Annotated in this window: 23 protein-coding genes; 7 read left to right on the plus strand and 16 right to left on the minus strand. The window is 71.5% G+C overall.

Annotation, left to right across the window (positions count from 1 at the left end; translation table 11 throughout):
- Positions 1–22: 22 nt before the first annotated feature.
- The 4 genes from ACIBKY_RS14685 to ACIBKY_RS14700 all read right to left on the minus strand — a co-directional run bounded on the left by ACIBKY_RS14685 (position 23) and on the right by ACIBKY_RS14700 (position 5,210).
- Positions 23–1,915: a transketolase C-terminal domain-containing protein gene (locus ACIBKY_RS14685; protein WP_397097156.1), complete on the minus strand. Its 1,893-nt coding sequence runs from the start codon at positions 1,913–1,915 to the stop codon at positions 23–25.
- Positions 1,893–2,705, minus strand: a complete 813-nt coding sequence (locus tag ACIBKY_RS14690) for an SDR family oxidoreductase (protein ID WP_397097157.1) — start codon at positions 2,703–2,705, stop codon at positions 1,893–1,895. The genes ACIBKY_RS14685 and ACIBKY_RS14690 overlap by 23 nt, the downstream gene beginning before the upstream one ends.
- Before the next feature lie 2 nt (positions 2,706–2,707).
- Positions 2,708–3,730, minus strand: coding sequence for an N-acetylneuraminate synthase family protein (locus ACIBKY_RS14695; protein WP_397097158.1), 1,023 nt, complete (start codon positions 3,728–3,730; stop codon positions 2,708–2,710).
- Between the two features lie 499 nt (positions 3,731–4,229).
- Entirely contained in the window at positions 4,230–5,210 is a 981-nt protein-coding gene (locus ACIBKY_RS14700; RefSeq protein ID WP_397097159.1) for a DUF5937 family protein, read from the minus strand.
- A 167-nt stretch (positions 5,211–5,377) separates the two neighbouring features.
- Between ACIBKY_RS14700 and ACIBKY_RS14705 the strand changes: the two genes are divergently transcribed.
- Positions 5,378–6,229, plus strand: a complete 852-nt coding sequence (locus ACIBKY_RS14705; RefSeq protein ID WP_397097160.1) for an aldo/keto reductase — start codon at positions 5,378–5,380, stop codon at positions 6,227–6,229.
- On the opposite strand, the gene ACIBKY_RS14710 is transcribed toward ACIBKY_RS14705, so the two are convergent.
- The 4 genes from ACIBKY_RS14710 to ACIBKY_RS14725 all read right to left on the minus strand — a co-directional run bounded on the left by ACIBKY_RS14710 (position 6,226) and on the right by ACIBKY_RS14725 (position 11,099).
- Complete coding sequence (locus tag ACIBKY_RS14710; RefSeq protein WP_397097161.1) at positions 6,226–7,221, minus strand: LysR family transcriptional regulator; 996 nt, start codon at positions 7,219–7,221, stop codon at positions 6,226–6,228. The two genes, ACIBKY_RS14705 and ACIBKY_RS14710, sit on opposite strands and share 4 nt — an antisense overlap.
- Positions 7,222–7,305: 84 nt before the next feature.
- The gene (locus tag ACIBKY_RS14715; RefSeq protein WP_397097162.1) at positions 7,306–8,598 is read right to left on the minus strand and encodes an MFS transporter; all 1,293 of its coding nucleotides are present in this window, start codon (positions 8,596–8,598) and stop codon (positions 7,306–7,308) included.
- Complete coding sequence (locus tag ACIBKY_RS14720) at positions 8,591–9,859, minus strand: acetyl-CoA carboxylase biotin carboxylase subunit family protein (RefSeq protein WP_397097163.1); 1,269 nt, start codon at positions 9,857–9,859, stop codon at positions 8,591–8,593. The genes ACIBKY_RS14715 and ACIBKY_RS14720 overlap by 8 nt, the downstream gene beginning before the upstream one ends.
- 1 nt (position 9,860) lies before the next feature.
- Entirely contained in the window at positions 9,861–11,099 is a 1,239-nt protein-coding gene (locus ACIBKY_RS14725) for an ATP-grasp domain-containing protein (protein ID WP_397097164.1), read from the minus strand.
- Between the two features lie 143 nt (positions 11,100–11,242).
- Here ACIBKY_RS14725 and ACIBKY_RS14730 point away from each other — a divergent pair, with 143 nt between their 5' ends.
- Positions 11,243–11,938 (plus strand): endonuclease V, encoded by a 696-nt coding sequence (locus tag ACIBKY_RS14730; RefSeq protein WP_397097165.1) that lies wholly within the window; start codon positions 11,243–11,245, stop codon positions 11,936–11,938.
- Between the two features lie 115 nt (positions 11,939–12,053).
- On the opposite strand, the gene ACIBKY_RS14735 is transcribed toward ACIBKY_RS14730, so the two are convergent.
- Together ACIBKY_RS14735 and ACIBKY_RS14740 are read right to left on the minus strand one after the other, a co-directional pair.
- Positions 12,054–13,181: a FecCD family ABC transporter permease gene (locus ACIBKY_RS14735; RefSeq protein WP_397097166.1), complete on the minus strand. Its 1,128-nt coding sequence runs from the start codon at positions 13,179–13,181 to the stop codon at positions 12,054–12,056.
- Complete coding sequence (locus tag ACIBKY_RS14740) at positions 13,178–14,179, minus strand: FecCD family ABC transporter permease (protein WP_379621602.1); 1,002 nt, start codon at positions 14,177–14,179, stop codon at positions 13,178–13,180. The genes ACIBKY_RS14735 and ACIBKY_RS14740 overlap by 4 nt, the downstream gene beginning before the upstream one ends.
- 54 nt (positions 14,180–14,233) lie before the next feature.
- On the opposite strand from ACIBKY_RS14740, the gene ACIBKY_RS14745 reads away from it, so the two are divergent.
- Both ACIBKY_RS14745 and ACIBKY_RS14750 read left to right on the plus strand, forming a co-directional pair.
- Complete coding sequence (locus ACIBKY_RS14745) at positions 14,234–15,256, plus strand: iron-siderophore ABC transporter substrate-binding protein (protein ID WP_397097167.1); 1,023 nt, start codon at positions 14,234–14,236, stop codon at positions 15,254–15,256.
- Between the two features lie 143 nt (positions 15,257–15,399).
- A complete protein-coding gene (locus ACIBKY_RS14750) occupies positions 15,400–16,266 on the plus strand; it encodes a polysaccharide deacetylase family protein (protein ID WP_397097168.1) in 867 nt (288 codons plus the stop codon).
- Here the strand turns inward: ACIBKY_RS14750 and ACIBKY_RS14755 are convergent.
- The gene (locus ACIBKY_RS14755; RefSeq protein ID WP_397097169.1) at positions 16,239–17,447 is read right to left on the minus strand and encodes a DUF418 domain-containing protein; all 1,209 of its coding nucleotides are present in this window, start codon (positions 17,445–17,447) and stop codon (positions 16,239–16,241) included. The two genes, ACIBKY_RS14750 and ACIBKY_RS14755, sit on opposite strands and share 28 nt — an antisense overlap.
- Positions 17,448–17,527: 80 nt before the next feature.
- Here ACIBKY_RS14755 and ACIBKY_RS14760 point away from each other — a divergent pair, with 80 nt between their 5' ends.
- The 3 genes from ACIBKY_RS14760 to dgoD are packed head-to-tail and all read left to right on the plus strand — an operon-like array spanning position 17,528 to position 19,664.
- Positions 17,528–18,202: a TetR/AcrR family transcriptional regulator C-terminal domain-containing protein gene (locus ACIBKY_RS14760; RefSeq protein WP_397097170.1), complete on the plus strand. Its 675-nt coding sequence runs from the start codon at positions 17,528–17,530 to the stop codon at positions 18,200–18,202.
- Positions 18,199–18,519, plus strand: a complete 321-nt coding sequence (locus ACIBKY_RS14765) for a hypothetical protein (protein ID WP_397097171.1) — start codon at positions 18,199–18,201, stop codon at positions 18,517–18,519. The genes ACIBKY_RS14760 and ACIBKY_RS14765 overlap by 4 nt, the downstream gene beginning before the upstream one ends.
- A complete protein-coding gene (dgoD, locus tag ACIBKY_RS14770; RefSeq protein ID WP_397097172.1) occupies positions 18,516–19,664 on the plus strand; it encodes a galactonate dehydratase in 1,149 nt (382 codons plus the stop codon). Before ACIBKY_RS14765 ends, dgoD begins: the two co-directional genes overlap by 4 nt.
- Positions 19,665–19,670: 6 nt before the next feature.
- On the opposite strand, the gene ACIBKY_RS14775 is transcribed toward dgoD, so the two are convergent.
- The 5 genes from ACIBKY_RS14775 to ACIBKY_RS14795 are packed head-to-tail and all read right to left on the minus strand — an operon-like array spanning position 19,671 to position 26,033.
- Complete coding sequence (locus ACIBKY_RS14775) at positions 19,671–21,488, minus strand: ABC transporter ATP-binding protein (RefSeq protein WP_397097173.1); 1,818 nt, start codon at positions 21,486–21,488, stop codon at positions 19,671–19,673.
- Between the two features lies 1 nt (position 21,489).
- Entirely contained in the window at positions 21,490–22,374 is an 885-nt protein-coding gene (locus tag ACIBKY_RS14780; protein ID WP_397097174.1) for an ABC transporter permease, read from the minus strand.
- On the minus strand, positions 22,371–23,366 hold the full coding sequence (locus ACIBKY_RS14785; RefSeq protein WP_397097175.1) for an ABC transporter permease: 996 nt from the start codon (positions 23,364–23,366) through the stop codon (positions 22,371–22,373). Before ACIBKY_RS14785 ends, ACIBKY_RS14780 begins: the two co-directional genes overlap by 4 nt.
- Positions 23,363–25,018 (minus strand): ABC transporter substrate-binding protein, encoded by a 1,656-nt coding sequence (locus ACIBKY_RS14790; protein WP_397097176.1) that lies wholly within the window; start codon positions 25,016–25,018, stop codon positions 23,363–23,365. The genes ACIBKY_RS14785 and ACIBKY_RS14790 overlap by 4 nt, the downstream gene beginning before the upstream one ends.
- Positions 25,005–26,033, minus strand: coding sequence for a LacI family DNA-binding transcriptional regulator (locus ACIBKY_RS14795; RefSeq protein WP_397097177.1), 1,029 nt, complete (start codon positions 26,031–26,033; stop codon positions 25,005–25,007). Before ACIBKY_RS14795 ends, ACIBKY_RS14790 begins: the two co-directional genes overlap by 14 nt.
- Between the last annotated feature and the right edge of the window lie 74 nt (positions 26,034–26,107).

The following is a 26,107-nucleotide window of genomic DNA, read 5'->3' on the forward strand; positions in this document are numbered from 1 at the left end:
TCCTTTCGGGGAGGGGCGCTGGTCAGGAAAGGTGCTTGCGGATGGTGTCGGCCAGGTGCTCCGCGCTCAGCCCGTGGGCGGCGAGCACCTCGTCGTCGCGCCCGCAGCGGGGCACGTCCTCGATGCCGATCCCGAGGAAGGCCGGCGGGCCGGGCAGGCCGAGCTCCAGAAGCGTCCTGGCCACGACGTCGGCCTGGCCGCCCCTGGTGTAGTGGTTCTCCACGACGAACAGCCGGTCGGCGCGGCCGGCGAGGTCGGCCAGCCAGCCCGCGTCCACGCGGTTGAGCCAGGGCAGGTTGACCACGGTGAGCTCCAGGCCGGTCGCGGCCAGGGCCTCGGCCGCGCGCAGCAGCTGGGCCAGGACGATCGGCCCTGAGCCGATGGCCACCGTCGGGCCGCCCTCGCGCACGACGGTGCCCCGGCCGGGCACGAGCGGCGCGGCGGGCAGCGTGGCGGTCTCCGGTGGGCAGGGCACGCTGACCAGCCGGAGGTAGACGCTGTGCGGGGTGTTGGCGCAGAAGTCGACCGCGGCCCGCGTCTGCTCGGGGCTCGCGGGCTCCAGGATCACCAGGCCGGGCATCGCGGCCAGCGCGCTCACGTCGCGGACCGCCTGGTGGGAGTGGCCGGGCGCGGCGGGCAGCAGCCCGGCCAGCGACCCGACGTAGATCACCTTCCGGCCTTCCGTGGCGTTGGTGTAGATCTGCTCGTTCGGCCGGGCGTGCAGGAAGCAGGAGAAGGAGTGGACGAACGGCAGCAGCCCCCGGTAGGCCAGGCCCCCGGCGATCGAGACCATGTCCTGCTCGGCGATGCCGCATTCGACGAAGCGCTGGGGGAAGCGGCGCCAGAACGGGATCAGGCCGGTGTCGAGTACGAGGTCGGCGTCCAAGGCGATCACCCGGGCGTCGCGGGCGGCCAGGTCGGCGAGGGCTTCGCCGTACACCTCGGGGAGTTTGGGCGTCTGGAGTTTGACGGGGGGCTGGTCGTCGGCGGTGCTCATCCCGAACGGACCGCAGCTCGCGCGGGCGGCGTCGAGGAGTTCGCCGTGCGCGGCGAGGTAGTCCTCGCGCGCGGGCGCGCCGCTGTGGAAGCGGTAGCGCCACTCGTCCTCGCGCATCGAGGTGGCGGCGAAGCGCGCGCAGCCCGCGCCCTTCACCGTGTCCGCGATGATCACGGCGGGCTGGTCGGCGTGCTCGTCGGCGCGGCGGGCGAAGGTGGCGGCCAGTTGTTCCTGGTCGTGCCCGTCGCAGCGCAGGACGGCCCAGCCGAACGCGGTGAACTTGGCCTCCAGGTCGCCGAGGTCGCTGACGTCGCGTACCCAGGTGTCGGACTGGATCTTGTTGTGGTCGACGATGACGGTCAGCTCGCCCATGCCGGAGCGGGCCGCGCCGGCCAGGGCCTCCCAGTTCTGGCCCTCCTGGAGCTCGCCGTCGCCGGTCAGCACGTAGACGCGCTGGTCGCGGCCGAGCAGCCGGTTGGCCAGCACGACGCCCTTCGCCTTGGAGATGCCCATGCCGAGCGAGCCGGTGTTGAAGGGCATGTGCGGGGTGCCGACGTCGGGGTGGCCGGGCAGGCCGCCGAGGCGGCGCAGCCGGTGCAGCAGGTCCTCCTCCAGCCTGCCGAGGCCGATCAGCGCCGCGTACAGGCCGGGGGCGTCGTGGCCTTTGGAGGAGAAGAACAGGTCGTCCTCGCGCAGCTCTTCGAGCAGGAGCCGGCTGATGACGTCGGCCGCGCTGAAGCTGGACCCGAGATGCCCGGACCCGGCGCGCATGATCATGTAGAGGGTGTTGATCCTGGTGAGGGTGGCGAAGGCGTGGGCCCGGCGGTTGGGGTCCTCGATGCCGCCGAGCACGCGCGTGATCTCGCTGACCGGCACCCAGGCCAGCGTGCGGGTCTCACCAGCAGACGTAGCCGCCATCGACCTGCAACTCCGTTCCTGTGACGTAACTGCTCTGGTTGGAGGCGAGGAAGAGCAGCGGGCCCGCCAGGTCCTCGTGACGGGCCATCCGCTGCAGGGGCACTTTGGCGCTGAACTTCCTGCGGAACTCGGGGTCCTGGCCGCCGAGCACGCCGCCGGGCGAGAGCGTGTTGACCCGCACGCCGCGCGGGCCCCACAGCGCGGCCAGGTACCGGGTCAGCGCGGACACCCCGGCCTTCGACATGCCGTACGCGGGCGGCTTGAGGAAGGGCGGGTCGAGCGGCAGGTGCTCGTACAGCCGGGGGTCGGGGGCCATGCTCCCGTAGAGGGAGCCGATGTTGACCACCGAGCCCCGGCCGTTCCTGGCGAGCTCGGCGCCGAACACCTGGCAGGCGCGCAGCGTGCCGTGCAGGTTGACGTCCAGCACGGCCGCCGAGCGCTCGTCGGGGATGTCGTCGAACGTCCAGCTCCCTGTGGTGGCCGACGGCGGCTGGTCGATTCCGGCGTTGTTGACCAGGATGGCCGGCCGGCCCAGCTCGGCCAGGCACAGCTCCAGTGCCGCGCCCAGGCTGAGCCGGTCGGTGATGTCGGCCTTGGCGAGCACGAAGCGCTCGTCGCCGTGGCGGGTCAGAGTCTCGGCCAGCTCCGCGCTCAGCTCGGTGTGGATGTCGAGGCCGAGCACCTTGGCGCCCGCGCCGAGCAGCGCGTCGGTCCAGACCGCGCCGAGCCGGCCCAGCACGCCGGTCACGACCGCGATCTCCCCGGTGAGGTCGATGTTCAGCGCAGTCACCCTCAGTCGAGAAGGTCGGGGCTGAGGTCGGCGTCGAAGGCCAGCGGCGCGCGCAGCGTGCGCCCCACGACCTGTCCCAGCAGGTACGGCCGCATGCCGTCGCCACCGGGTGACTTGATCGCGATGTCGTCCTCGGTCAGCACGTGGCCGGTGTCCAGGTCACGGGCGGCGACCAGCTTCTTGCCCAGCTTCCGCAGGGCCGGCGCCTCCGCGGGCAGCTGGCGCTTCTCGCCCGAGCCGAGCGACTCCCGGGTACGGCGCAGCCCTGCCACCAGTTCTGCCAGTTGCTCCGGTTCGAGGGAGAAGTGGTGGTCGCTGCCCGGCCTGGTGCGGTCGAGGGTGAAGTGCTTCTCGACCACCCGGGCGCCCAGCGCGTAGGCGACGTAGCTGAGGTCGGGTCCCAGGTCGTGGCCGGAGAAGCCGACCACGACGTGCGGGAACTCCCGCCGGTAGGTGCCGATGACCGACAGGTTCAGGTCGGTGGCCGAGACGGGGTAGATCGCGGTGCACTGGAGCATCGCCACGTTGGAGTTGATCGGCAGCACCACGTCGAGCGCGCGGCGCACGTCGGTCATGTCAGCGCCGCCGCTGCTCATGATCAGTGGCAGGCCGGTCTTCGCGGCGTAGCTGAGCAGCGGGGTGTTTGTGAGGTCGGCGGAGGCCAGCTTGATCGCCGGGACGCCGATGCCGACGAGGAAGTCGACGCTGGCGAAGTCGAAGGCGGTCGAGATGAAGTCGATGCCCGCCTCGCCCGCCACCTTCGCGAGGTGCGTGTATTCGTCGTGCCCGAATTCGAGGGCCTCTCTGTGGGCGCCGTAGGTGGCGCCGTAGCTGTTTCTGCCGGTATAGGGCTCGTCGTACATCGCCTTGGTGTACAAGGTCGTGTTCTCGCGCTTCTGAAGTTTGGCCGCGCTCGCGCCCGCGGCGGCGGCCTTCAGGACGAGTTCTTCCGCCTTATCCAGGTCGCCCTCGTGGTTGTGCCCGATCTCCGCGATTACATACGCGTCGGAACCATCCGAGATCACTCGGCCGGCTATTGCCAGTTCCCGCGAACTCATTTTTCCCCTTTACCATGCACACGTGTCGACGTGCGGCGCGAATGTTTGTCGCTCCGCACTCTTGGCCGTAACCGACTCGTACCAGAGGAAGCATGCTCCAGCGCTGGTCAGCGCCATGCGATGGGAGATCCTCAAGTGTCTCCGCCCAGGCGAGCATGCTCGCCGAATACACCTTTGGATTGTTTATCCGTGCCGATCAACCGGCGCCGCCCTTGCCGTATCGATCACACCCCGATTTCACCCCTGGCCTCATCCAAGCGCCCATTTGGCCGCGGATCTATGTGAGGTCCCCACAAATCACTGGTCAAGTGTTACACGACCGGTCGTCGCACTGTCAACACATGACATATTTAGCCAGGTGGATCGCATTAAGTCAGGATGGCCTTAAAGCCCCGTTGGACGCCACCCTTCAGCAGGGCTTCAACATTGTGGTCCGATGTTCTCGGCGAATTAATGGAGCGGGATATCACGCGATGGGGGCCATTACAAGGGACTCGGCCACGGTGGTGCGCGCGTACATGACGAATCGCCCCGCGCGATGCGCGGTCACCAGTCCGGCGGAACGCAGGGCGGCGAGATGCTCCGAGACGCTGCTGGCGGCCAGACCCGTCCGATGGGTGAGCTCGGTGGTGGACGCGGGCGTGTCGAGTTCCATGAGCAGAAGGGTCCTGGAGCGCCCGATGACCGCCGCGAGGGCGTCGGCCGTGGTGCGGTCGCGGCGCTCCCACAGCGAGGCCACCCCGCGCGCCGGATAGGTCAGCGTGGGCTGCCAGGGCGGGATGGTGCTGGAGAAGACCGACGGCCAGACGAACGCGGAGGGGACCAGCAGCAAGCCCTGGCCGTCCAGGGAGCGCTCGCCGGAGTAGCGCGGGTGGGCGATGTGCAGGCTGCCGTCCTGCCAGCGCACGATGGAGGCCAGGTCGGCGAAGAGCCTGGCCGCGCCGCCGTCGGCCAGGCGGCGGGCGCGGTAGATCACGTCGCCCTGGTGCAGCGCGCGCAGGCGCGGCCAGTGCGGGGCGATCGCCAGCTCCCAGTACGCCTCGATCACCCCGGCCAGCCTGGCCAGGCCGGGGACCGGGTCGTCGTGGAGCGCGTCCACCCAGGGCGAGCGCGCGTCGACCATGTGCCCGAGGTCGGTCCTGACCTGGCCGGGCGGCGTGGCGCGCAGCGTCTCCAGCTGGGCGGCGAACTCGGGGGCCGGCGTCAGCGGCGGCGGCGTCAGGAAGTCCGGGATGTACCAGCTCGGCACGGGCACCAGGTCGGACAGCGGGCCGAGGTCGAGGCCGGAGGCCGCCAGCAGGGGCCGGATCTCGGCCACCCACGGCTCGTGCACGATGTGGGCGGCCGGATCCTTCAGCACCCGGATGCTGGCGACGACCTCCTGCAGCGGGGAGGTCGCGAAGCGGGTGCGGGCGAGGTCGTCCGCCGAGAAGCCGAGCGTCAGCATGACACCCCCACAATTTCCGCGGAAAATCCATTGTGCACGCATTTCGGGGGATCGCGAGGCTTTAAGCGGCGCTTCAACCCAGGGCACAGAATCTTTCACTACTTCTTTCCGCGGCGACCCTCCATAATGGGGCCCGAAACGGATTCCGGCTTATGGAGAAACGTCTGATGCCAAGTTCCCTTTTCTCGCTGGGCGGCGACCTTCCGATCCGGAGGCTCGGCTTCGGCGCGATGCGGCTGACCGGTGAGGGCAACTGGGGCCTGCCGGACGACCCCGGGTACGCGCTCGACGTGGCCAGACGCGCGGTCGAACTCGGCGTGAACTTCATCGACACCGCCGACGCCTACGGCCCGGGAACCAACGAGGAGCAGCTGGCGCAGGCGCTCCGGCCGTACCCCGACGGCCTGGTGATCGGCACCAAGGCTGGCCAGAGCAGGCCCAGCAGCGACGACTGGGTGCCGCTCGGCCGCCCCGAGTACCTGCTGCAGCAGGCCCATCTGAGCCTGCGCCGCCTGGGTGTCGAGCGCATCGACCTCTACCAGCTCCACCGCATCGACCCGAAGGTCCCGGCGGAGGAGCAGTTCGGGGCGCTCAAGCAGCTCCAGGACGAGGGGAAGATCCGCCACATCGGGCTGTCGGAGGTCTCGGTCGCGCAGATCGAGCAGGCGCGCAAGCAGATCGACGTGGTGAGCGTGCAGAACCTCTACAACATCACCAGCCGCCGCTATGAGGACGTCATCGACTACTGCGAGCGGGAGAACATCGCGTTCATCCCCTGGCTGCCACTGGCCAGGGGCGGCCACGCCAGCGCCGGCGGCGCGCTGGCACAGGTCGCCAAGCAGCTCGACGCCACGACCGCGCAGATCTCGCTGGCGTGGCTGCTGCGCCGCTCCCCCGTCATCGTCCCGATCCCGGGCACCGGCTCGATCCCCCACCTGGAGGAGAACGTCGCGGCGGGCGACGTCGAGCTGACCGACGAGCAGTTCGCCTACCTCACGCGCGAGGTCGCGGGGGGCTAGGCGCCTATGGCGGCCGCCGGGGCGCGCGGTCCGGGCAGGACGGACGGCGTCCCGGCGGGCAGGGGCCCGTCGATCAGCCGGTGGTCGGGCTGGGTCACCAGCCGGGCCGCCGTGGCCAGCATCTCCACGGCCGCCATGACCGCCGGACGACGGCCGGCCTCCTGGCGCCAGACCGCGTAGACGCGCCGGCTCAGGCGGGGGCGTACCGGCACGATCCGCACACCGTCGGGCACCTGGTCGCGGCCCAGCCTCGGCATGACCGCGACCCCGAAGCCCGCCTGCACCAGCGCCAGCTGCGTCGGGTGCTCACCGGCGGTGTGTCCCACCCGCGGTTCCACCCCGCGCTCGCGCATGGTGTGCAGCAGCCAGTCGTGGCAGCCCGTGCCGGGCGACCAGGTGATCCACACCTCCTGCGCCAGGTCCTCCAGGTCGAGCACCGAACGCTCGGCCAGCGGGTGCCCGGCCGGCAGCGCCACGTCCACGACGTCTTCCAGCAACTGCTTCGTGGCCAGCCGATCGGGTACGGCCAGCGGCACGTTGAACCAGTCCTGGACCACGGCGACGTCCAGGTCCCCCCGGGACACGAGGGGCATCGAGCCTTCCTGCTCCTGCTCCGACAGCTCCACGCGCAGCTGCGGATACTCGCGTTTCAACATGGTGACGGCCCGGGGCAGCAGCCCCCGCACCGTGGACGGGAAGCCCGCGATCGACAGCTTGCCCACGACCGCGCCCCGGTACCCGTCGAGCTCGGCCTCCGCCTCGTCGGCCAGGGACAGGATGCGCTCGGCGTATCCGAGCAGGAGCCGTCCGGCGTCGGTGAGCCGCACCCCCCTGCCGTGGCGCTCCAGCATGCTCTGGCCTACCTCGCGTTCGAGCTTGGCCAGGCGCTGGGAGACCGCCGAGGTCGTGATGTGCAACACGTCCCCGGCGGCGCTGATCGAGCCGCTCCGAGCTACGGCGTGCAACGTCTGCATTAACGCCAACTCAATCATGTGCCGATCCTAACCGTGGGCCTTCCTCCTCCGTCAGCCCTGCCGGTCGGGTGGTTTTGTGCCGTTCGACGCATTCACCGGCTCCTAGGACTCCGGCTCCTCTCGCGGCAGTTCCCGCATCTTTCTCATCGGCGAGAAATAGAGCGGCAGCCACGCGAGGGCCAGTCCGGCCGCGCCCACCCAAAGGGCGGTCCGCACGCCGGCGAACTGCCCGATCAACCCGGTGAGCGCGGCGCCGAGTGAAAGCACGCCGTGCATGAGGAATCGCATGGTGGCATTCATCCGGCCCAGCAGATGCGTGGGGGTCACCTGCTGGCGGAAGCTGATCAGGATGACGTTGTTCACGCCGATCCGGTAGTTGAGCACGAGCCAGGCGGCGCCCGCGAGCCACAGCCAGATCCCACGGTCGACCAGCGGGAACACCGCGCAGGCCGGCACGACGGCGAGCCCGATGATCCACAGGCCGCGGCCCTGGCCGAGCCAGGCGGTGACCCGGCGCGCGGTCATGGCGCCGAGCAGCATGCCGATGCCGTCCACGGCGAAGAACAGGCCGAGCGTGAACGCCGACAGCCCCAGTTCGCGCTGGAACATCAGCGGCATGATCACGATGATCATCGAGACCGACATGTTGACCATGGCGCCGTTGATCGCGATGGCGCGCAGCAGCGGGTGGCCGACGACCAGGACCAGGCCCTCCCTGATCTCGCGCACGAGGTGGCGCTTTCCGCCCTCGGGCGGCGGCGGGGGCGCCTCGCGGCCGCGGATGCGCGACAGGCACAGCGCCGACCACACGTAGCCCACGGCGTCCACGGCGGCGGCCAGCGGCGCGGTGATCAGCTGGATGAGGAACCCGGCGCCGGCCGGCCCCGCCACGTTGTTGACCGCCTCCATGCCGCCCAGGTGGGAGTTGGCCTCCACCAGGCGCTCGCGCGAGACGATGGCGGGCAGGTAGCTCTGCGAGGAGACGTCGAAGAACACGGTGGCGAAGCCGCTCAGGACCACGACCACGTACAGCTGGGGAAGCGTGAGCACACCCAGCGCGTACGCCACCGGCACCGAACCGACCAGCGCGGCGCGCACCAGGTCGGCCACCACCATCACCCTGCGGCGCCCGTGCACCCGGTCCATCCACGCGCCCGCCGGCAGCCCGATCAGCAGGAAGGCGATCGTGCCCAGCATGCCGAGCACGCCGACCTGGCCCGGCGAGGCGTTGAGCACGATCACCGCGACCAGGGGCAGCGCCAGCAGCCTGATCTGGGTGCCGAACATGCTGACCGCGGCGGCGGCGAACAGCAGCCGGAAGGAGCGGTTGACCCGGAACAGCGAACCCGGCCGCTCCTCCAGGGTCTCCGCCCCCGTCCCGCCGCCTTCAGCCATCGATCCTCCGGCCACGGATGTGGAACAGCTCGCCGAGTCCCTTCAGCGAGCGGTCGCAGGCCGCCGCGTCCTCGCCGACGGCGAAGCCCGCGGCCATCCGGCCCTTCACGAACGAGCCCGGCGGCAGCAGCAGCCGCTTGCCCGGCTCGGCCAGCAGGGTGACCTCCCAGATGCCCGGGGGCAGCCGGTCGGTGTCCAGGCGCAGGTCGTCCACGACCATGTCGTGCGGGGGGTAGAAGTAGCGCACCGCGGCGCTGGAGCGGCGGCGTGGCCGTACGTCGGGACGCTCGCCGCAGGCGATCCGCGCGGCGGCCACGAGCAGGTCGACGCCGGTGGCCAGCAGCCCGACGTAGGAGACGAGGTCGCCGCTGAGGCGGCCGTTGAGCTCGACCACGCGCGGGCCCCTCGCGGTGAGCCGCAGCTCGGTGTGGGTGACGCCGTTGTCGAAGCCGAGCGCGGCGTGCGCGGCGCGCACGACCTCGACGATCTCCGGGTCGCGCAGCAGCGGGTCGTCGGTGCTGACGAAGTGGCCGGTCTCCTCGAAGGTGGGCGGCCGGTCGAGCTCCTTGCGGGAGATGAACACGGGCTCGACCTCGCCGTGGAAGACGGCGGCGTCGACGCCGATCTCCGGGCCGTCCAGGTACTCCTCGACCAGCACACCCTCGGCGTAGCGCTCGACCTCGGCGAAGTGGGCGCGCTCGGTGAAGGCGAACTGCGCGTCGAGCTGCTCGGGCCCGTCCACGCGGGCCACGCCCTCGCTGCCGGCCAGCGCCCGCGGCTTGAGCACCACCGGATAGCCGATCTCGGCGGCGACGCGGTGGGCCGCGGCGGCGTCGGGCACGGGGGTCGAGCGGACCGAGCCGGGGATGTCCGGGGTCATGCGGGCGCGGGTCAGGCTCTTGTCCCTGCAGGCCAGGATGGCCTCGGACGGGCTGGTGGGCACGCCGAGCGCCTCGGCGATGCGGGCGGCGTTGTGGACGCGCATCTCGTCGTAGCAGAGCACGCCGGCGAACGGCATGCGCTTGAACAGCTCCTTCGCCGCGTCCAGCGCCTCGTCCAGGTCGAGCGCGTCCACCTTCGTCTGGCCGGCGAGGTAGGGCCGGTCCCAGGTGGCCTCGCGCGCGTCCAGCAGCCACAGCCGGAACTCGCGGTGCAGCCCGCGCAGCCCCCACTCGCGGTACTGCGGGTTCATCCCGCTGTTGACCAGCAGGATCAGCGGCCGGTGGTCGGCGGGGTCGTCGGGCGGGAATCCGTCGGACATGTCATCGCCCCTCGGGGTCGGTGCGCAGCCGCAGCGTGCTCACCAGTTCGTCGAAGACCGGGTCGAGTTCGTCCACGTCGCCCACCTTGAAGATCAGGTGGCCGTGGCCCTGGAAGGTGCGGGGCGGCACCTCGAGGTGGTCGCCGAGGTGGCGGTAGATCTCCACCTCGTCCACGCGCGGGTCGGCGGCGGCCCGGTCGAGGCCGACGATCTCGCTCAGCGTGCCCGCCCGCTCGGGGAAGATGTTCCAGAAGCCGATGGGCCGCGCGACCTCGCGCGGCGCGATCTCGGGGGTACGGCCGAGCGCCAGGTCCAGCGCCGCCTCCACCAGGTCCACCCCGGTGCTGAGCAGGACCGAGCGGTAGATGGGTCCGCCGCCCATGCGCGCCGCGGCCTCGAGCACGACCGGCTCGACCCCGCCGGCCAGCCGGAACTCCACGTGGGTCGGCCCGGTGAGTATGCCCATCGCCTCGTGCACGTCCCGTACGGCGGCGGCGATCCGCTCGACCGTCTCCGCCGGCAGCCGGGTCGGCGTGCAGGCGTAGACCTCCTCGAAGGTCGGCCCGGTCGGCAGCGGCTTGTCATGGATGGCCAGCATGTGGGTCGTGCCCGCCACGACCAGGGACTCGACGCAGATCTCCGGTCCCGGCACGAACTGCTCGGCCAGCACGCCGCCGCCGTAGGAGCGCATCGCGGAGTCGTGCAGCGGGTCGTAGGTGAAGCCGGCCCACGCGCCCTCGCGGATGATGTCGAAGTGCTCTTCCAGTTCCGCCATGGTGGCGACGCTGCGCACGTACATGCTGCCGGTGCCGATGATCGGCTTCAGCACCATCGGGAAGCCCACCTCGTCGGCCGCCTTCACCGCCTCTTCCAGGGATCCGGCCAGGGCGAACCTGGGCTGCGCGACCCCGCCCTCGGCGAACGCGGCCCGCATCAGGTACTTGTCCCTGGCCAGATGGGCGGTCCGCTCGCTGACCCCCGGCAGCCCGAACTCGGCGGCGACGCGGGCGGCGGAGGGCACCGCCGCCTCGGCGAAGGTGACGACCGCGTCGATCGTGCTCTCGGCGGCGGCCACGGCCTTGGCGGCACTGAGCGTCTCGTCGATGCTGCTGGTGTCGGCGACCACGACCTCGTCGACGTAGTCGGCCTCCCATTCGGGATCCTTCATGATCATGATGACCCGGTGGCCGTGCTCCTCGGCGTATTTCCGCGTGCGCGCCAGGTGCCTGCGCCGGCTCAAATTCTTTTTATGCAGCACGATAATACTCATCGAGGCCCCCACGAATTTTCGTCCCGGAACACGGAGTAAAGGGATTCGAATTCGATGCTAACCGCGGGCCACCCGGGTAACCAGTGAAAAGGTCTTTCAACCATCCTTTAGCGATGCTGAAAGCGCGTGGCAGAATGGCGCCGGTGACCTTCCACTCCCCCGTACCCCACTGGCCCGCGACCGTCGCCGAGGCCGAGTCCGAACAGGATCGCCTGCGGCCGTTCGCCGACCTTGACAGCCCGGGACCGGCCGAGGTGGGTCTGGTCGCCGGTCTCGACGTCGGGTACCGGGACGACGACGAGGTGGTGGGCGCCGTCGTGGTACTCGACGCCGCGAGCCTGGAGGTCGTGGACCGCGCGGTGGTCAGGCAGCGCGCGAGCTTCCCCTATGTGCCGGGCCTGTTCGCCTTCCGCGAGCTGCCGCCGTTGCTGGCCGCGCTGGACAGGCTGTCGGTCCGTCCCGAGCTGCTGGTGTGCGACGGGTACGGCCTGGCCCACCCCCGCCGCTTCGGCCTGGCCTGCCACCTGGGCGTGCTGACCGGGCTGCCCTCGATCGGCGTGGCCAAGACGCCCTTCGTCGGCGAGCACGCCGAGCCGCCGCCCGCCCGTGGCGCCTGGTCGGCGATCCGGCTCGACGGCGAGGTGGTCGGCCGGGCGCTGCGCACCCGCGAGGGGGTCAAGCCGGTCTTCGTCTCCCAGGGCCACGGCGTCGGCCTGGACAACGCCTGCGCGCACATCCTGCGCCTGTCGCCCGTCTACCGCATCCCGGAGCCGATCCGCCGGGCCGACCATCTGTCCCGCCTCCCCTGAACCGCCTCCCTGAACCGCCTCCCCTGAACCGCCACGCGCGAGAACCACCGACGCGCGAGAACCCGCCTACGCGCGAGAAACCGGCCTACGTGCGCGAGAACCCGCCTACGTGCGCCTACGTGCGCGAGCGGGCCAGGTGCCACAGCAGGAACGGCGCGCCCAGCGCGCCGGTGACCACGCCGACCGGCAGGACGGTCTCGGTCAGCAGGCGCTGGCTGATCAGGTCGCTGACCACCACGAGCGTCGCGCCCGCCCAGGCCGAGGCGGTGACCGGTGGCATCGGGGCCCGTGCCAGGCGCTGGGCCAGGTGCGGGGCGGCCAGGGCCACGAACAGCACCGGGCCCGCGGCGGCCGTCGCGAACGCCGCCAGCGCGGCCCCGCACAGCAGCAGCGCCACCCGCGAACGCTGCACCCGCACGCCCAGCCCGATGGCCACGTCGTCGCCGAGCTGCAGGGCCCGCTGCCCGCGCGTCAGCAGCAGCACCACCGGCACGAGGACGGCCAGGGCCAGCGCCAGGGGCCGGGCGTGGTCCCAGCCGCGGTCGTTGAGGTTGCCGACCAGCCAGCCGAGCGCCCTGGCCGCCTGGTACTGCTCGGCCCGGCTGAGCAGGTAGTACGTGACGCTCACGCAGATCCAGCTGACGCCGATCCCGACCAGGACGATCCGGTAGCCGGTGGTGCCGCGGTTCCAGGCCAGCACGTAGATCAGCAGACCGGCGGCCAGCGCGCCCGCCAGGCCCAAGGCTTGGGAGCCGATCCCGGTGAAGCCCAGGACGATGGCGGCGACCACCGCGGTTCCCGCGCCCTGGGTGATGCCCAGCATGTCCGGACTGGCCAGCGGGTTGCGGGTGATCGACTGGAACACCGCCCCCGCCATGCCGAACGCCGCCCCGGTCAGCACGGCCACCACCGCCCTGGGCAGGCGCAGCTCGTGGACCAGGAAGAGGGTGGCGGGCTCGCCGCTGCCCCACAGCGCGGGCAGCACCTCGCCGAACGGCACCGCGATGTCCCCGGCGCCGATCCCCACGGCCAGGCAGAAGGCCAGGAAGGCGGTGAGCGCCAGGGCCAGCCAGACCACCAGGACACGCGGGCGCACGGTTCCCGAGACGGCCGGCCGTACCAGCCGGAAGGCCGCGCGATGCCGGGAAAGCCGCACACCGCCGGAAGCGCTCACGGCGCGGCCGCCACGGGGCGCCGCACCTGCGCGGCCGCCCTCAGCCGCCTGGCCGGGACGGTCGCTCACAGCTCGGCCACCCTGCGGCGGCGGACCAGGGCGATGAAGAACGGCGCGCCGAGCAGCGCGGCGACCAGGCTCACGTCGATCTCCTGGGGGCGGGCCACGACGCGGCCGAGGATGTCGGCCACCAGCACCAGGCAGGGCGCGACCAGGGCGGCGCCGGGCAGCAGCCAGCGGTGGTCGGGGCCGGTGACCATGCGGACCAGATGCGGGACGGCCAGGCCGACGAAGACGATCGGGCCGGTGACGGCCACGGCGGCGCCGGTCAGGACGGTGACGGCGATCGCGGCGCGCAGGCGCGTCGGGCCCAGGCGGCGGCCGAGGGTGACGGCCACGTCGTCGCCCAGGGCCAGGGAGTTGAGCGCGGGGGCGGTGCCGAACGCCAGGATCGCCCCGAGCGCCAGGAACGGCAGGACGGTCAGCACGGTCTCGTTGGAGTGGCCGGTGAGCGAGCCGGCCGACCAGTAGCGGTAGCGGTCGAGCGCTTCGGGGTCGGTCAGGGCCAGGCCGCTGGTCAGGGAGTCGAGCAGGTACGTGAGCGCGACGCCGGCCAGCGCGAGCTTGACCGGGGAGGCGCCGCCCCTGCCGCGGCTGCCCAGGGTGTAGACGACGACGGCGGCCAGCGCGGCGCCGCCGAAGGCGAACCAGATGGTGGTGAGCAGCCCGGTGGCGGCCAGGAAGGTGGCGGAGGCCACGATGCCGAAGGCGGCGCCCGCGCTGACGCCGAGCAGGCCCGGGTCGGCCAGCGGGTTGCGCGTCAGGCCCTGCATGACGGCGCCCGCCAGTCCCAGCGCGGCCCCGGCGAGGATCGCGACGAAGGTCCGGGTCAGGCGGGTGCCGCGGACGATGGCCGCGGTCTCCGGGTCGACGCTCGCGGGGTCGGTCAGCGCGCGGGCGACGTCGGCGAGCGGTATGGCCCGGCTGCCGACGGCCAGGGAGAGCAGCACCAGACCGAGCAGGACGACCACGGTGCCCGTGATCAGCAACGATCTCTGACGAGTCACCGAGGTCCGATCAAATTGAAGAAGAGGGAAGGCTTACCTTACTATCACGGTCCCATGAGCACTCCTCGACGCCTGCTGGTGTCCCTCGCCGCCCTGGCGCTGAGCCTGACGACCGCCTGCGGTGGCACGCAGCCCGCACAAGACAAGACCGCCCAAGGCGAGGCCACGGCCTCCGCGGCACCCGGCGCGGCCGGCGCGTTCCCCGTGAAGGTCGAGCACCTGTACGGCACGACGGAGATCAAGAAGAAGCCCGAGCGGATCGTCACCATCGGGCTCAGCGACCACGAGCCGGTGCTGGCGCTCGGCCACAAGCCGGTCGGGGTGGTGGACTGGTTCCAGCGCAGCCCGTTCAGCGACTGGCCGTGGACGAAGGACAAGTGGGCCGGCACCGAGCCGACCGTGCTCGGCCTGCGCGAGGACGGCGTGAAGATGGAGAAGCTGCTCGCGCTCAAGCCCGACCTGATCTTCGCCATGTACTCGGGCGTCCAGAAGGCGACCTACGACCAGCTTTCCAAGATCGCCCCCGTGGTGGCGCAGCCGAAGGGCTTCGACCCGTACGCCGCCCCGTGGCAGGAGATGACGCTGCTGGCCGGGCGCGCCCTGGGCCAGGAGGCCGACGCCAAGAAGCTGATCACCGGTATCCAGGACCAATTCGCCCAGGCGCGCAAGGACAACCCGCAGTGGGCGGGCAAGACGGCGGTGGCCGCCGACAGCTTCAAGGCCGGCACCTACTCGGCCTTCCAGAAGGGCGACCCGAAGTCGGCGTTCCTGGCCGAGCTGGGCTTCACGATCCCGGAGAAGATCACCAAGCAGGCGGGCACGTCCAACGTGGCCGAGTTCGGCTCGGAGGGGCTGAACATGCTGGAGGTCGACCGGCTGGTCTGGCTGACCACCGGCAAGGAGCCGTGGGAGCGGATCAAGAAGGACGCGGTCTACAAGGAGCTGAAGGTGGCCAAGGAGGGCCGCGACCTGTTCCTGACCTACCAGGACCCGCCGATCGGCGCGGCGCTGTCGTTCAACACCGTGCTGAGCATCCCGTACGCGATCGAGCAGATGGTCCCCCAGATCAAGGGTTGAGCGCGTCAACGCGTTACGCGGGCCGCGTGAGTCCGACGCGGTGCCGGCGACGGTCTTCGACCGGCCGCGGGGCGGGCGCGGGGTGCCGGACGGCCCCGCGCCGGCTTGAACCTGACATCAATGGCAAGTCTTACCGTGCTCGCATGACGAACCACACGCTTTTCGACTACAGCCCCATCACCGATCGGCCCGCGATCACCTGGCCCGGCGGCGCCAAGGTCGCCGCCTACGTCGGACTCAACATCGAGCACTTCCTCATCGACCGCCCGTCCACCAGCATCTGGCCGGGCACCGCCGACCTCGTGCCCGACGCGCTCAACTACGGCTGGCGCGACTACGGCGTGCGCGTGGGCATCTGGCGCACGGTCGAGAGCCTCGACCGGCACGGCGTACGGGCCAGCGCGCTGCTCAACTCCGACGTGGCCGCGCACTACCCGCAGATCGTCGAGGCGGGCCTGCGCCGCGACTGGGCGTGGCTGGCGCACGGGCGTACCAACTCCATCCTGCACACGGGGATGGACCTGGAGGAGGAGCGCGCCTTCCTCACCGACGTCGTGGACACCATCGCGGGGGCGACCGGGCGGCGGCCGCGGGGCTGGATGGGCCCGGGGCTGACCGAGACGTTCAACACCCCTGCCCTGCTGGCCGAGCTCGGGCTGAGCTACGTGCTCGACTGGACCAACGACGACCAGCCGTACCGGCTGAACGTGCCCGGCATGATCAGCGTGCCGTACACGCTGGAGCTCAACGACCTGGCGCTGTTCTCCAAGGGGACGACCGGGCCGGAGTTTCTGCGGATCGTCAAGGACCAGTACGAGCAGTTGCGCGCCGACTCCCGGGACAGCGGGCGGGTGATGGCGCTGGCGCTGCACCCGTTCGTCACCGGCCAGGCCTTCCGCGCCAAGTACGTGGACCAGGCGCTGGAGTACCTGGCCGCCCAGCCGGACATCTGGCTGACCACCAGTGACGAGATCGCCGAGCACTACGTGCGCACGTCGGCCGCGGCCTGAGGCCGGTAGAGCAGGCGGCGCATGAGTGCCTCGGCCGGGCCGGGCAGGCCCCGCCGTTCCAGGAAGAGGGCGAGCGCGAGCGTGAGCAGCCACGCGCCCAGCGCGTAGAGGGCCGCGCCCGCGCTGCCCAGGTGGGCGCCGAGCCCGAGGCCCCACGCGGCCAGCACGGGGCCCAGCAGCACCGAGTGGGCGAGGTAGACCGACAGCGACCGGCGACCGGCCGCGCTCACCGCGACCGCCAGCGGGCGGCGCACCCACCCGCCGGTCGCGAGCAGGGCGAACACCGCGACGTAGCCGAGCCCGGCGAAGATCCCGGTCGCCGCCTGCAGCAGGAACAGCTCGCCCTGGTCGGTCTGCGCCCCGCTCGGCACGGTCAGGACGCCGAGGTGGGCCAGGGCGGACGGCAGCGCGCCCAGCCAGCCGATCGGGATGCCCACGGCGGCCGTGACGACCAGCAGCCGGCGGTGGCGGGCGGGCTCCTCCAGGACGCGGTTGCGGGCGGTCCAGATCCCCAGCAGCAGGACGGCGTGCATGCCGAACTGCGCGGGCGCGCCGAGCAGGAGCATTCCCCAGGTGGTCAGGCGCCCGGCGGCGGCGGCGAGCCAGCCGTCCTCGCCGGTGGCGTACTCGGCGTGGCCGGGGGTGGCGACGTGGCCGGGCGCGGCGTCGGACGCGCCGGTCGCGAGCATCAGCGCGTTCAGCCCGAGTGCCAGCACGAGAAGCAGACCGGCGAAGATCGCGGCCCAGACGAGCAGGGTGCGGCCGGTTCGGCGCAGGAACAGGGCGCCGAGTACGAGGCTGATCAGGCCGTACACGGCGAGGATGTCGCCGGCCAGCAGCAGGGCCGCGTGGACCAGGCCGAAGGCGATCAGCAGGAGGCTCCTGCGGCGTACCAGCCGGACCGCCGCGGCCGGTGAGTCGCCCCGGCTGACCTGCCGGTCCATGAGGCGGGCCATGCCGTACCCGAAGAGGAACGCGAAGAGCGGATAGATCCGCAGGTCGACCAGGACGATCATCAGGAACTGCGTGATCCGGTCGGCCGCCGACCCGTCCGAGGGGTGCCAGCCGGAGGGTCCCGTGGGCGCGGCCCACAGGTGGAACACCACGTTCGACAGCACGATCATCGCCAGCATCAGGCCACGCGCCAGGTCGGGCGCGGCCGAGCGTTCGCTTGAAGCCATCACTCCCCCTTCACAACTCCGATTGACATTCGGAGTTTCGTGACTCCGAACGGTATACGGAGTTGTAGGATGGCCGCAAGATGACGATCGACGATCTGCTGTGGGGGCGCGTGCGGCGCCCGACCCGGGGGCCCAAGCAGGGTCTCGACCTGGAGCGTGTGATCACCATGGCCGTCGAGATCGCCGACGCCGACGGCCTGGCGGCGCTCACCATGAACCGGCTGGCCAAGGCGCTGGGCGCGGGCGCCGCGTCCCTCTACACGTACGTGCCGGGCAAGCCCGCGCTGGAAGCGCTCATGCTCGACTGGATCATCGGCACCGGCCCGCTGCCGCACACCCTGCCGGGCAACTGGCGCGAGCGCCTGGAGGCGGGCGCGCGCGCCGACTGGTACGGCTACCGCGCCCACCCCTGGGTCCTGCAACTGGCCGTCGCCCAGGTCCGGCCCGGCCCGAACCTCGTGGCGTGGTACGACTCGACGCTGGCCTCGCTGGAGTCCACCGGCCTGACCGAACCCGAGAAGGTGGACGTCGTGGAAACCCTCGACGCCTACGTGCGCGGCATGGCCCGCTCGGCCCTCGACCCGGCGCCGGCGCGCGACGACGAGCCCGACGGGGCGGCGGAGGCCTACCCGGCGCTGGTCAGGGCGGCGAGGGCCGGGGCACTGACGCCCCGGCCCGAGGAGAGCTTCGAGTTCGGCCTGGCACGGCTGCTCGACGGCGTCGAAGCCCTGGTGCGCGAGCGGCTCAGACCGTGACGCGCTCCACGCTCGCCGTGGTCGTGCGCCGCGACAGGCCGCTCATTCCAGCCCCACGAGCTGGGCGGAGCGGATCAGCGCCGGGTTCTTGGGCGGGGCCGTTCAACCTGCTGCCGCCGACGGTCGCGGCGGCGTGGCTGCCCTCGCGGGACAGGGACGAGCCTGGTCGCCGGCCGCGGGCCAGCGGTGGCGACGGCCGCCACTTCCTGGAGCTGATCACCGCCATGTACCGCGCCGCGCAGACCGGCCAGACCGTGCGCAGAGGCCAGATCGGGCCGGGCGATCCCTTCTACTCCAGCTTGGAGATCACCCTGTGAGGATCAGCGGGTTCGAGCTCTTCTTCGTGGAACCGCGCTGGCTGTTCCTGCGCGTCGACACCGACGAGGGCGTGAGCGGCTGGGGCGAGCCGATCGTCGAGGGCCGCGCCGAGACGGTCGCCGCCTGTGTGCGCACGCTCATGGACGTGCTGTCCGGCGCCGACCCGCGCCGGATCGAGGACCACTGGCAGGTGATGACCAAGGGCGGCTTCTACCGGGGCGGCCCGGTGCTGTCGAGCGCGGTCTCGGGCATCGACCAGGCGCTCTGGGACATCAAGGGCAAGGCCCTGGGCGTGCCGGTCTACGAACTGCTCGGCGGCCCCGTCAGGGACCGGGTCCGGGTCTACACCTGGGTGCACGGAGACAACCCCGGCGAGCTGGCCGATGACGCGCGGGCGAAGGCGGCGGCCGGGTTCACGGCGGTCAAGTTCGCCGCGTGGGAGGGGCCCCTGCCCGCGGTGCCGTCGGCGGCGCAGGTGCGGGCGGTCGTGGCCCGCTTCGCCGCGGTCCGCGAGGCGGTCGGCGACGGCGTGGACGTCGGCGTCGACCTGCACGGCCGCTTCAGCACGGCCGCCGCCCGCCGGGTGCTGCCGCTACTGGAGGAGTACCTGCCGATGTTCGCCGAGGAGCCGGTGCTGCCGGAGTTCTCCCGCGACCTGCGCCAGGTGGTGGCGAGCACGTCGGTGCCGATCGCCACCGGCGAGCGCCTCTACTCCCGCTGGGACTTCCTCGACGTGCTGACCACCGGCATCGCGGTCGCCCAGCCGGACCCGTCGCACGCGGGCGGCATCTCCGAGGTGCGCAGGATCGCCGCGATGGCCGAGACCCACGACGTCACGCTCGCGCCGCACTGCCCGCTCGGCCCGATCGCGCTGGCGGCCTGCCTGCAGGTGGACTTCGCCACGCCCAACTTCCTCATCCAGGAACAGTCACTGGGCATCGGCTACAACACCGGCGCGGACCTGCTCGACTATCTGGCCGACCCGTCCGTGTTCGCCTTCTCCGCCGGCCACGTCGGGCTTCCGTCCGCGCCGGGACTGGGCGTGGAGGTGGACGAGCGCACGGTACGGCGGGCCGCCGAGCGGGGGCACGCCTGGCGCAACCCGGTCTTCCGCCACGAGGACGGCTCGTTCGCCGAATGGTGAGACCTCCTACGGGGAGCCGGTGAGCGTCGGGATCGAGTCGAGCAGCAGCTTGGTGTACTCGTGCCCGGCGTGCCTGATCACCCGCAGCGCCGGGCCGCTCTCGACCACCTTCCCGTCGCGCAGCACGATCACCTCGTCGGCCAGCAGCCGCGCGCTGAGCAGGTCGTGCGTGATGTAGAGCATCGCGATGCCCCGGTCACGGACCAGCCGGTCGAGGAGCTGGAGGATCTCGGCGCGGATCGAGACGTCCAGCATGGAGATCGGCTCGTCGGCCACGAGCACGCCCGGCTCGGGCGCCAGCGCGCGGGCGATGACGACCCGCTGGCGCTGCCCGCCGGACAGCTGGTGGGGCAGCTTGTCCAGGTACTGCTCCGCCGGATGCAACCCGACCGCCTCCAGCAGTTCGGCCGCCTTCTCCGCCGCCGCCCGCTCGCCGAGCCCCAGGTGGTTGCGCAGCGGGCGGGCGAGCGCGTACCCGACCGTGCGGGTGGGGTTGAGCGCGGCGAACGGGTCCTGGAAGACGATCTGCACGTGCCGCCGGTAGCGGGTGAGCCGCCGCCCGCGCAGCCCGCCCACGTCGAGGCCGCCCCCGTCGAGGCCGTCCACGTCGAGGTCGGCGAAGGAGACGTTGCCCGAGGTGGGCCGTTCGATGCCGGTCACGAGCCTGGCCAGCGTGGTCTTGCCGGAGCCGCTCTGCCCGACGAGCGCGGTCACCCGGCCAGGCCGCAGGTCGAAGGAGACCCGGTCCACGGCTCGCGTCACGGTGGTGCGCCAGCCGCGGCGTACCCGGTAGTCCTTGACCACCTCCCGCACCGACACGACGGGCTCGCGCGGCGTGAGCTCAGTGCGGTCCGGGGTGAACGCGCGGGCCCGGCCCGCCTCGGGCAGGTCGCCGCCGAGCACGCAGCGGACCGCGCCCGGCCCGGCCGGGGCCAGCGGGGGGTGGGTGGTGGCGCAGGCGGCGACCGCGACCGGGCAGCGCTCGCGGAAGCGGCAGCCGCTCTGCTCGCGCGACAGGTCCGGCGGGCGGCCGGGCACGGAGTCCACGCTCACCTCGGCGGCGCGCGGGTCGGCGTAGGACCCGAGCAGGCCGCGCGTGTACGGGTGCATCGGCCGGGTGAGCATCGCGGCGGCGGGCTGGTCCTCGACGATCTCCCCGGCGTACATCACCATCACCCGGTCGGCCATCTCCATGACCGTCCCGAGGTCGTGGCTGATGAACAGCACGGCGAAGCCCAGCTCGGCCCGCAGCTCGCGCAGCCGGTCGAGGATGGTGCGCTGCACGACCACGTCGAGCCCGGTGGTGGGCTCGTCCAGCAGCACGAACGTCGGCCGCAACGCCAGCGCCAGCGCGAGCGCGGCCCGCTGGCGCATGCCGCCGGACAGCTCGTGCGGGTAGCGGCGCAGCACGTCCGGGCCGAGCGCGACCATCTCCATCAGCGCCGCCGCGTCGCCATGGGCGTCGTGCGCGCGGAAGGCGTCCTCGAACTGCGCGCCGACCGTGATGACGGGGTTGAGGGCGTTCATGCTGCTCTGGAAGACGGTGGAGATCCTGGCCCATCGCAGCGGACGCAGGTTCTCCTCGCTCGCGTGCGTGACGTCCACGCCGTCGAAGACGACGCTCCCGCCGCTGATCGCGGCGGGTTTGTCCAGCAGCCGCAGTACGGCGTTGCCGAGCGTCGACTTGCCGCACCCGGACTCCCCCAGCAGCCCGACGAACTCCCCCTCGTCCACGTCGAAGCCGACCCGGTCCACCGCGCGCACCGGCGCGGCGTCGCGCGGCCGGTAGGTCACCGACAGCTCGCGCACCTCCAGCAGGGCCATGTCAGTCCTCCCTCAGGTGCGGGTTGCTCAGCGCGTCCACGCCGAAGTTGACCAGCGTGAGCGCGATCATCAGCCCGGCGAAGGCCAGGCCGGGCGCCACCAGCCAGGCCCACTGGCCGGTGAGCATCGCGCCGCCGTTGTTGGCCTGGTTGAGCATCGCGCCCCAGCTCACACTGGCCGGGTCGCCGAGCCCGAGGAAGGAGAGCCCGGCCTCGCCGCCGATCGCGCCGAGGCAGGCGCCCATGAAGCCGACCACGATGAGCGAGGTCATGTTCGGCATGATCTCCTTCATGATGATCCGGGCGGTGGAGTCCCCGGCGAACTTGGCGGCCGTCACGTAGTCGCGGGTGCGCAGGGAGATGATCTGCGCCCGTTTGATCCGCGCGCCGTACGCCCAGCCCGTGACGCTGATGACCGCGACGATCAGCCACAGTCCCTTGACCGGCGAGTACGCCGCGAGGGTGATCATCAGCGGCAGGACGGGCACGACCAGCGCCAGGTTGGTGAAGAAGGAGAGGATCTCGTCGACCAGCCCGCCGAGGTAGCCGGAGGTCAGCCCGACGATCAGCGCGATCACCGTGGACAGCGCCCCGGCGGCCAGCCCGACCACCAGGGAGATCCGGGCGCCGTAGATGAGCTGGGAGAGCACGTCCTCTCCGCGCGCGGTCGTGCCGAGCCAGTGCCCGGCGCCGGGCGGCAGCGAGCCGTCGAAGGAGTCGTCACGCGGCCCGTACGGCGCCAGCCACGGCGCGAGCAGCCCGACGGCGACGAACCCGGCCAGCATGACCAGCCCGATCCGGCATTTGCGGTTGCGCCACAGGATGACCAGCCAGCCGGGCAGCCGGGTGGCCCGCCGGGCCTCGGTGGCGGCCAGTTCGGCCGTCATGCGGCCACCTCCCTGCGCACGCGCGGGTCGAGCACCCCGTAGAGCATGTCGGCCAGGAAGTTGGCGAGCAGGACGCCGATCGTGATGAACAGGAACAGGGCCTGCATGAGCGGGTAGTCGCGGTTGGTGACGGAGTCGAGCATCATCCGGCCGAGTCCCGGATAGTTGAAGATCGACTCGACCAGGACGGTGCCGCCGAGGATGCCGCCCAGCGCCATGGCGAAGCCGGTCACGTTGGGCAGGACGGCGATGCGGGCTCCGTAGGTGAGCGCGATCCTGCGCTGGGACAGGCCCTTGGCCCTGGCCAGGCGGGCGTAGTCCTCGCCGAGCGTCTGGACCATGTTGTTGCGCATGCCGATGATCCAGCCGATCGGGCCGACGATGAGCAGCGCCAGCGCGGGCAGCACGCTGTGCTGGAAGGCGTCGGAGAAGAAGATCCAGCTCCAGCCGGGGTTGGAGCCCGGCCCGTAGCCGCCGCGGGCGGGGAACCAGTTGAGCGTGATCGCGAAGACGTAGATGAGCATGAGCGCCAGCCAGAAGAACGGCAGCGTGCCGACGAACGTGGAGCCCAGCGTGATCACCGAGTCGGTGCGGGTGTTGCGCCGGTGGGCCGCCCACGCGCCGAGCAGCGTGCCCGCGGCGAACGACAGCACGTGCGTGACCCCGACCAGGATCACCGTCCACCACAGCGCCTGCCCGATCATGTGTGTGACCGGGTAGGGGAAGTAGGTGTAGGAGACCCCGAACTCGCCCCGCAGCACCGCGCCCAGGTAGTTGACGTACTGCGTGAGCAGGGTGCCGTCGGGGGCGCCGAGCATCGTGCGCACCGCGGCGACCTGGGCGGGGTCGATCGCCTGGCTGCGCCCGCTGAGCCGGGCGACGATGGCCTCGGCCGGGTCGCCCGGCTGCAGCCGGGGGATGAGGAAGTTGAGCGTGACGGCGGCCCAGAGGGTGGCCGCGAAGAAGCCGGCCCGCCGCAGGAAGTACCTCATGCGGGCTTCAGGTTCGTGATGATGAGCAGGTTGTCGCCCGGGTTGGCATAGGGGTTCTTGGCGTCGGGCCAGCCGACGGCCTTGTCGGTCTGGTACTGGAACCACTTGGCCCCGTACCACAGCGGGATGACCGGAACCCGCTCCATCATGATCGTGGCCAGGCCCGCGACGGCCTTCTTCTGTGTGGCCTCGTCGGTGGCGACGCGCAGGTCGTCCAGCAGCCGGTCGGTCTCGGCGTCCTTCCAGCGCACGAAGTTGGAGGCCGCCTTCTTGCCGATGGGCGCGCTCTGGTCGCCGGCGAGCGGCTCGGCGAAGTTCCTGAACATGTTGCACGAGCCGCCGTGCACGCCGAGCAGCGCGTCGTAGCTGCCGATCGCCCGGTCGCTCTCGTAGGTCGGGAAGTCCGGGGTCTCCAGGTCCACGCCGAAGCCGAGCGCCTTGAGGTTCTTGACGATGATCTGGCCGGCGGCCAGCCAGTCGGTCCACTCGCCCGGCACCTTGAACGTGAACGTCAGCGGCTTGCCGTCCTTGCCGAGCCGGGTCCCGTCGGCGTCCTTGGCGTAGCCGGCGGCGGTGAGGGCGGCGTCGGCCTTGGCCGGGTCGTACGGGATGAGGCCCCGGCCGGTCAGGCCCGGCGGCAGCCACTTGTCGTGGCCGGGGACGATGAGGCCGCTCTGGCTGGCCTGGGTGACATAGCCGTTCTGCGACTTGTCGATGATCTGCTTGTGGTCGAAGGCGCCGGTGAGCGCCTTGCGGAAGGCCAGGTCGTCGAAGGGCTTCCTGGTGAGGTTGAGGTAGACGCTGATCGTGCCGCCCGGCGGGTACCAGTAGTGGTTGACCTTGGGGTCGCGGGCCACGTAGGCCTTGTCCACGTCGGGGATGAACATCGCGTTGTGGTCGTACTCGCCGCGGCTCATCTTGAGCTGGTCGATCGGGCCGCCGCCGTCGGCCTTGTGGAAGCGGATCTCCTGGACCTTGATCTTGCCGGCCTGCCAGTAGTCCGGGTTGCGCTGGATGGTCAGCTGCTGGCGGTTGAACGCCTTCACGGTGAAGGGGCCGGTGCCGACGGGGTTGTCGGCGTTGACGAACGTCGTCGGGTCGGGGACCTTCGACCAGATGTGCTCGGGCACGATGAGGACGTTGACCGCGAGAGTGAAGGCGGAGGCGCCGGCGTCCTTGAAGCGCATGGTGACGGTCGCGGCGTCGGTGGCCTCGACCGAGGACAGATAGCGCCACACGCCCTCGTTGTCGAAGGCCGGATGTTTCTTGATCAGGGAGTAGCTGTAGGCCACGTCCTTGGCGGTCAGGGGGGCGCCGTCGGTCCACTTCACGCCCTGCCGTACCCGCAGGACGAGGGTCTTGGGGTCGGTCCAGGAGTACGCGGCGGCCAGCCAGGGCTTGGGGGTGCAGGAGAAGTGGTCGTACTCGACGAGCTTCTCGAAGAGGTATCCGGTGGCGCCCAGCTGGGTGGCGAGCAGGTAGGGGTTGTAGTTGGCCTGTGGCTCGGTGCCGCCGCCGAAGTCGCCGTAGTCCAGGTGGCCGATCATGCCCCGGGCGGTGTCCTGCGGGGCGGCCATGCCCTCCGTGCCGGTGCATCCGGCGACAGCCAGTGCCGCCACTAACGCGATGAGGATCTGCTTACGTCCTCTCACCTTTGCTTTCACTCCTTCTGCTGGTGGTGCAGCCGCAGCTTTCGCGCAGCACCGGTTCGGTGGCGAGGACCGCGTCCATGACGGCACCCGGGCCGCCGAGGCCGGAGATGAGCAGCCGCGCGGTGGTCGCGCCCAGTTCCCTGATGGGCTGGCGGACCGTGGTCAGGCGCGGCTGCACGAGCGAGGCCATGGGCACGTCGTCGAAGCCGGTGATCGCCACGTCGGCGGGCACCGACAGACCGCGGCCGAGCGCGCCGATGAGCAGGCCGAGCGCGGTCTCGTCGTTGGCGCAGACCACCGCGCGCGGGCGGCGGCGGCCTTCGAGCAGCTCGCCCGCGGCGATGACGCCGTCGGACTGCTGCAGCCCGAGCCGCAACGGCTCGCGCGGCGCGCTCACCTTGGCCGCGCGGTGGGCGGCCTTGAACGCCTCCCAGCGCTCGGTCACGTCGGGTGATCCGTCGGGGTTGCCGACGAACGCCAGCCGCCGGTACCCGTGGTCGAGCAGCAGGTGCCTGGTCAGCTCGCCGATCGTCGTGTTGTCGGCGCGCACGGCGGGCACGCCGTCCATGGAGCGCCCGGCCAGTGTCACGACCGGGACCCGCCCGGCGGCCCGCCGCAGCGCGTCGTCGCTGATCGTGCCGCCGTGGACGGCCATGCCGTCCACCCGCTCGGCCATGGTGAGCACCTGCTCGTCGGCGCCGGCGCGGTGGTGGGTGGCCAGGATGTGCACCGAGGCCCCCGCCGCCATCGCCTCCGACTCGAAGCCCTGGATGAGCTCGGAGAAGTACGGCCCCGCCAGCCCCGGGAAGACCATCGCCACCGAGCCGTGTTTCTGTTCGGCCAGGGCGCGGCCCATCTGGCTGGGGCGGTAACCGTATTCCTCGATGACGCGGAGCACGCGCTCGCGCGTCTCGGGGCTGACCTGGCCCGTTCCCCGCGAGACGCGGGAGACGGTGGCGACGGAGACCTGGGCGATCTTGGCGATTTCCCGCACTGTCGGGCGTCTGTTGCCCATGTGCCCGCCTCCACCGTAACGTGTTGCTGTAACCGCTTTCAGCGACCATATGTGAGGAACCTCACCACGGCAAG

The sequence above is a fragment of the Nonomuraea sp. NPDC050394 genome (assembly GCF_044459065.1).
In the GTDB taxonomy this organism is placed as follows: domain Bacteria; phylum Actinomycetota; class Actinomycetes; order Streptosporangiales; family Streptosporangiaceae; genus Nonomuraea.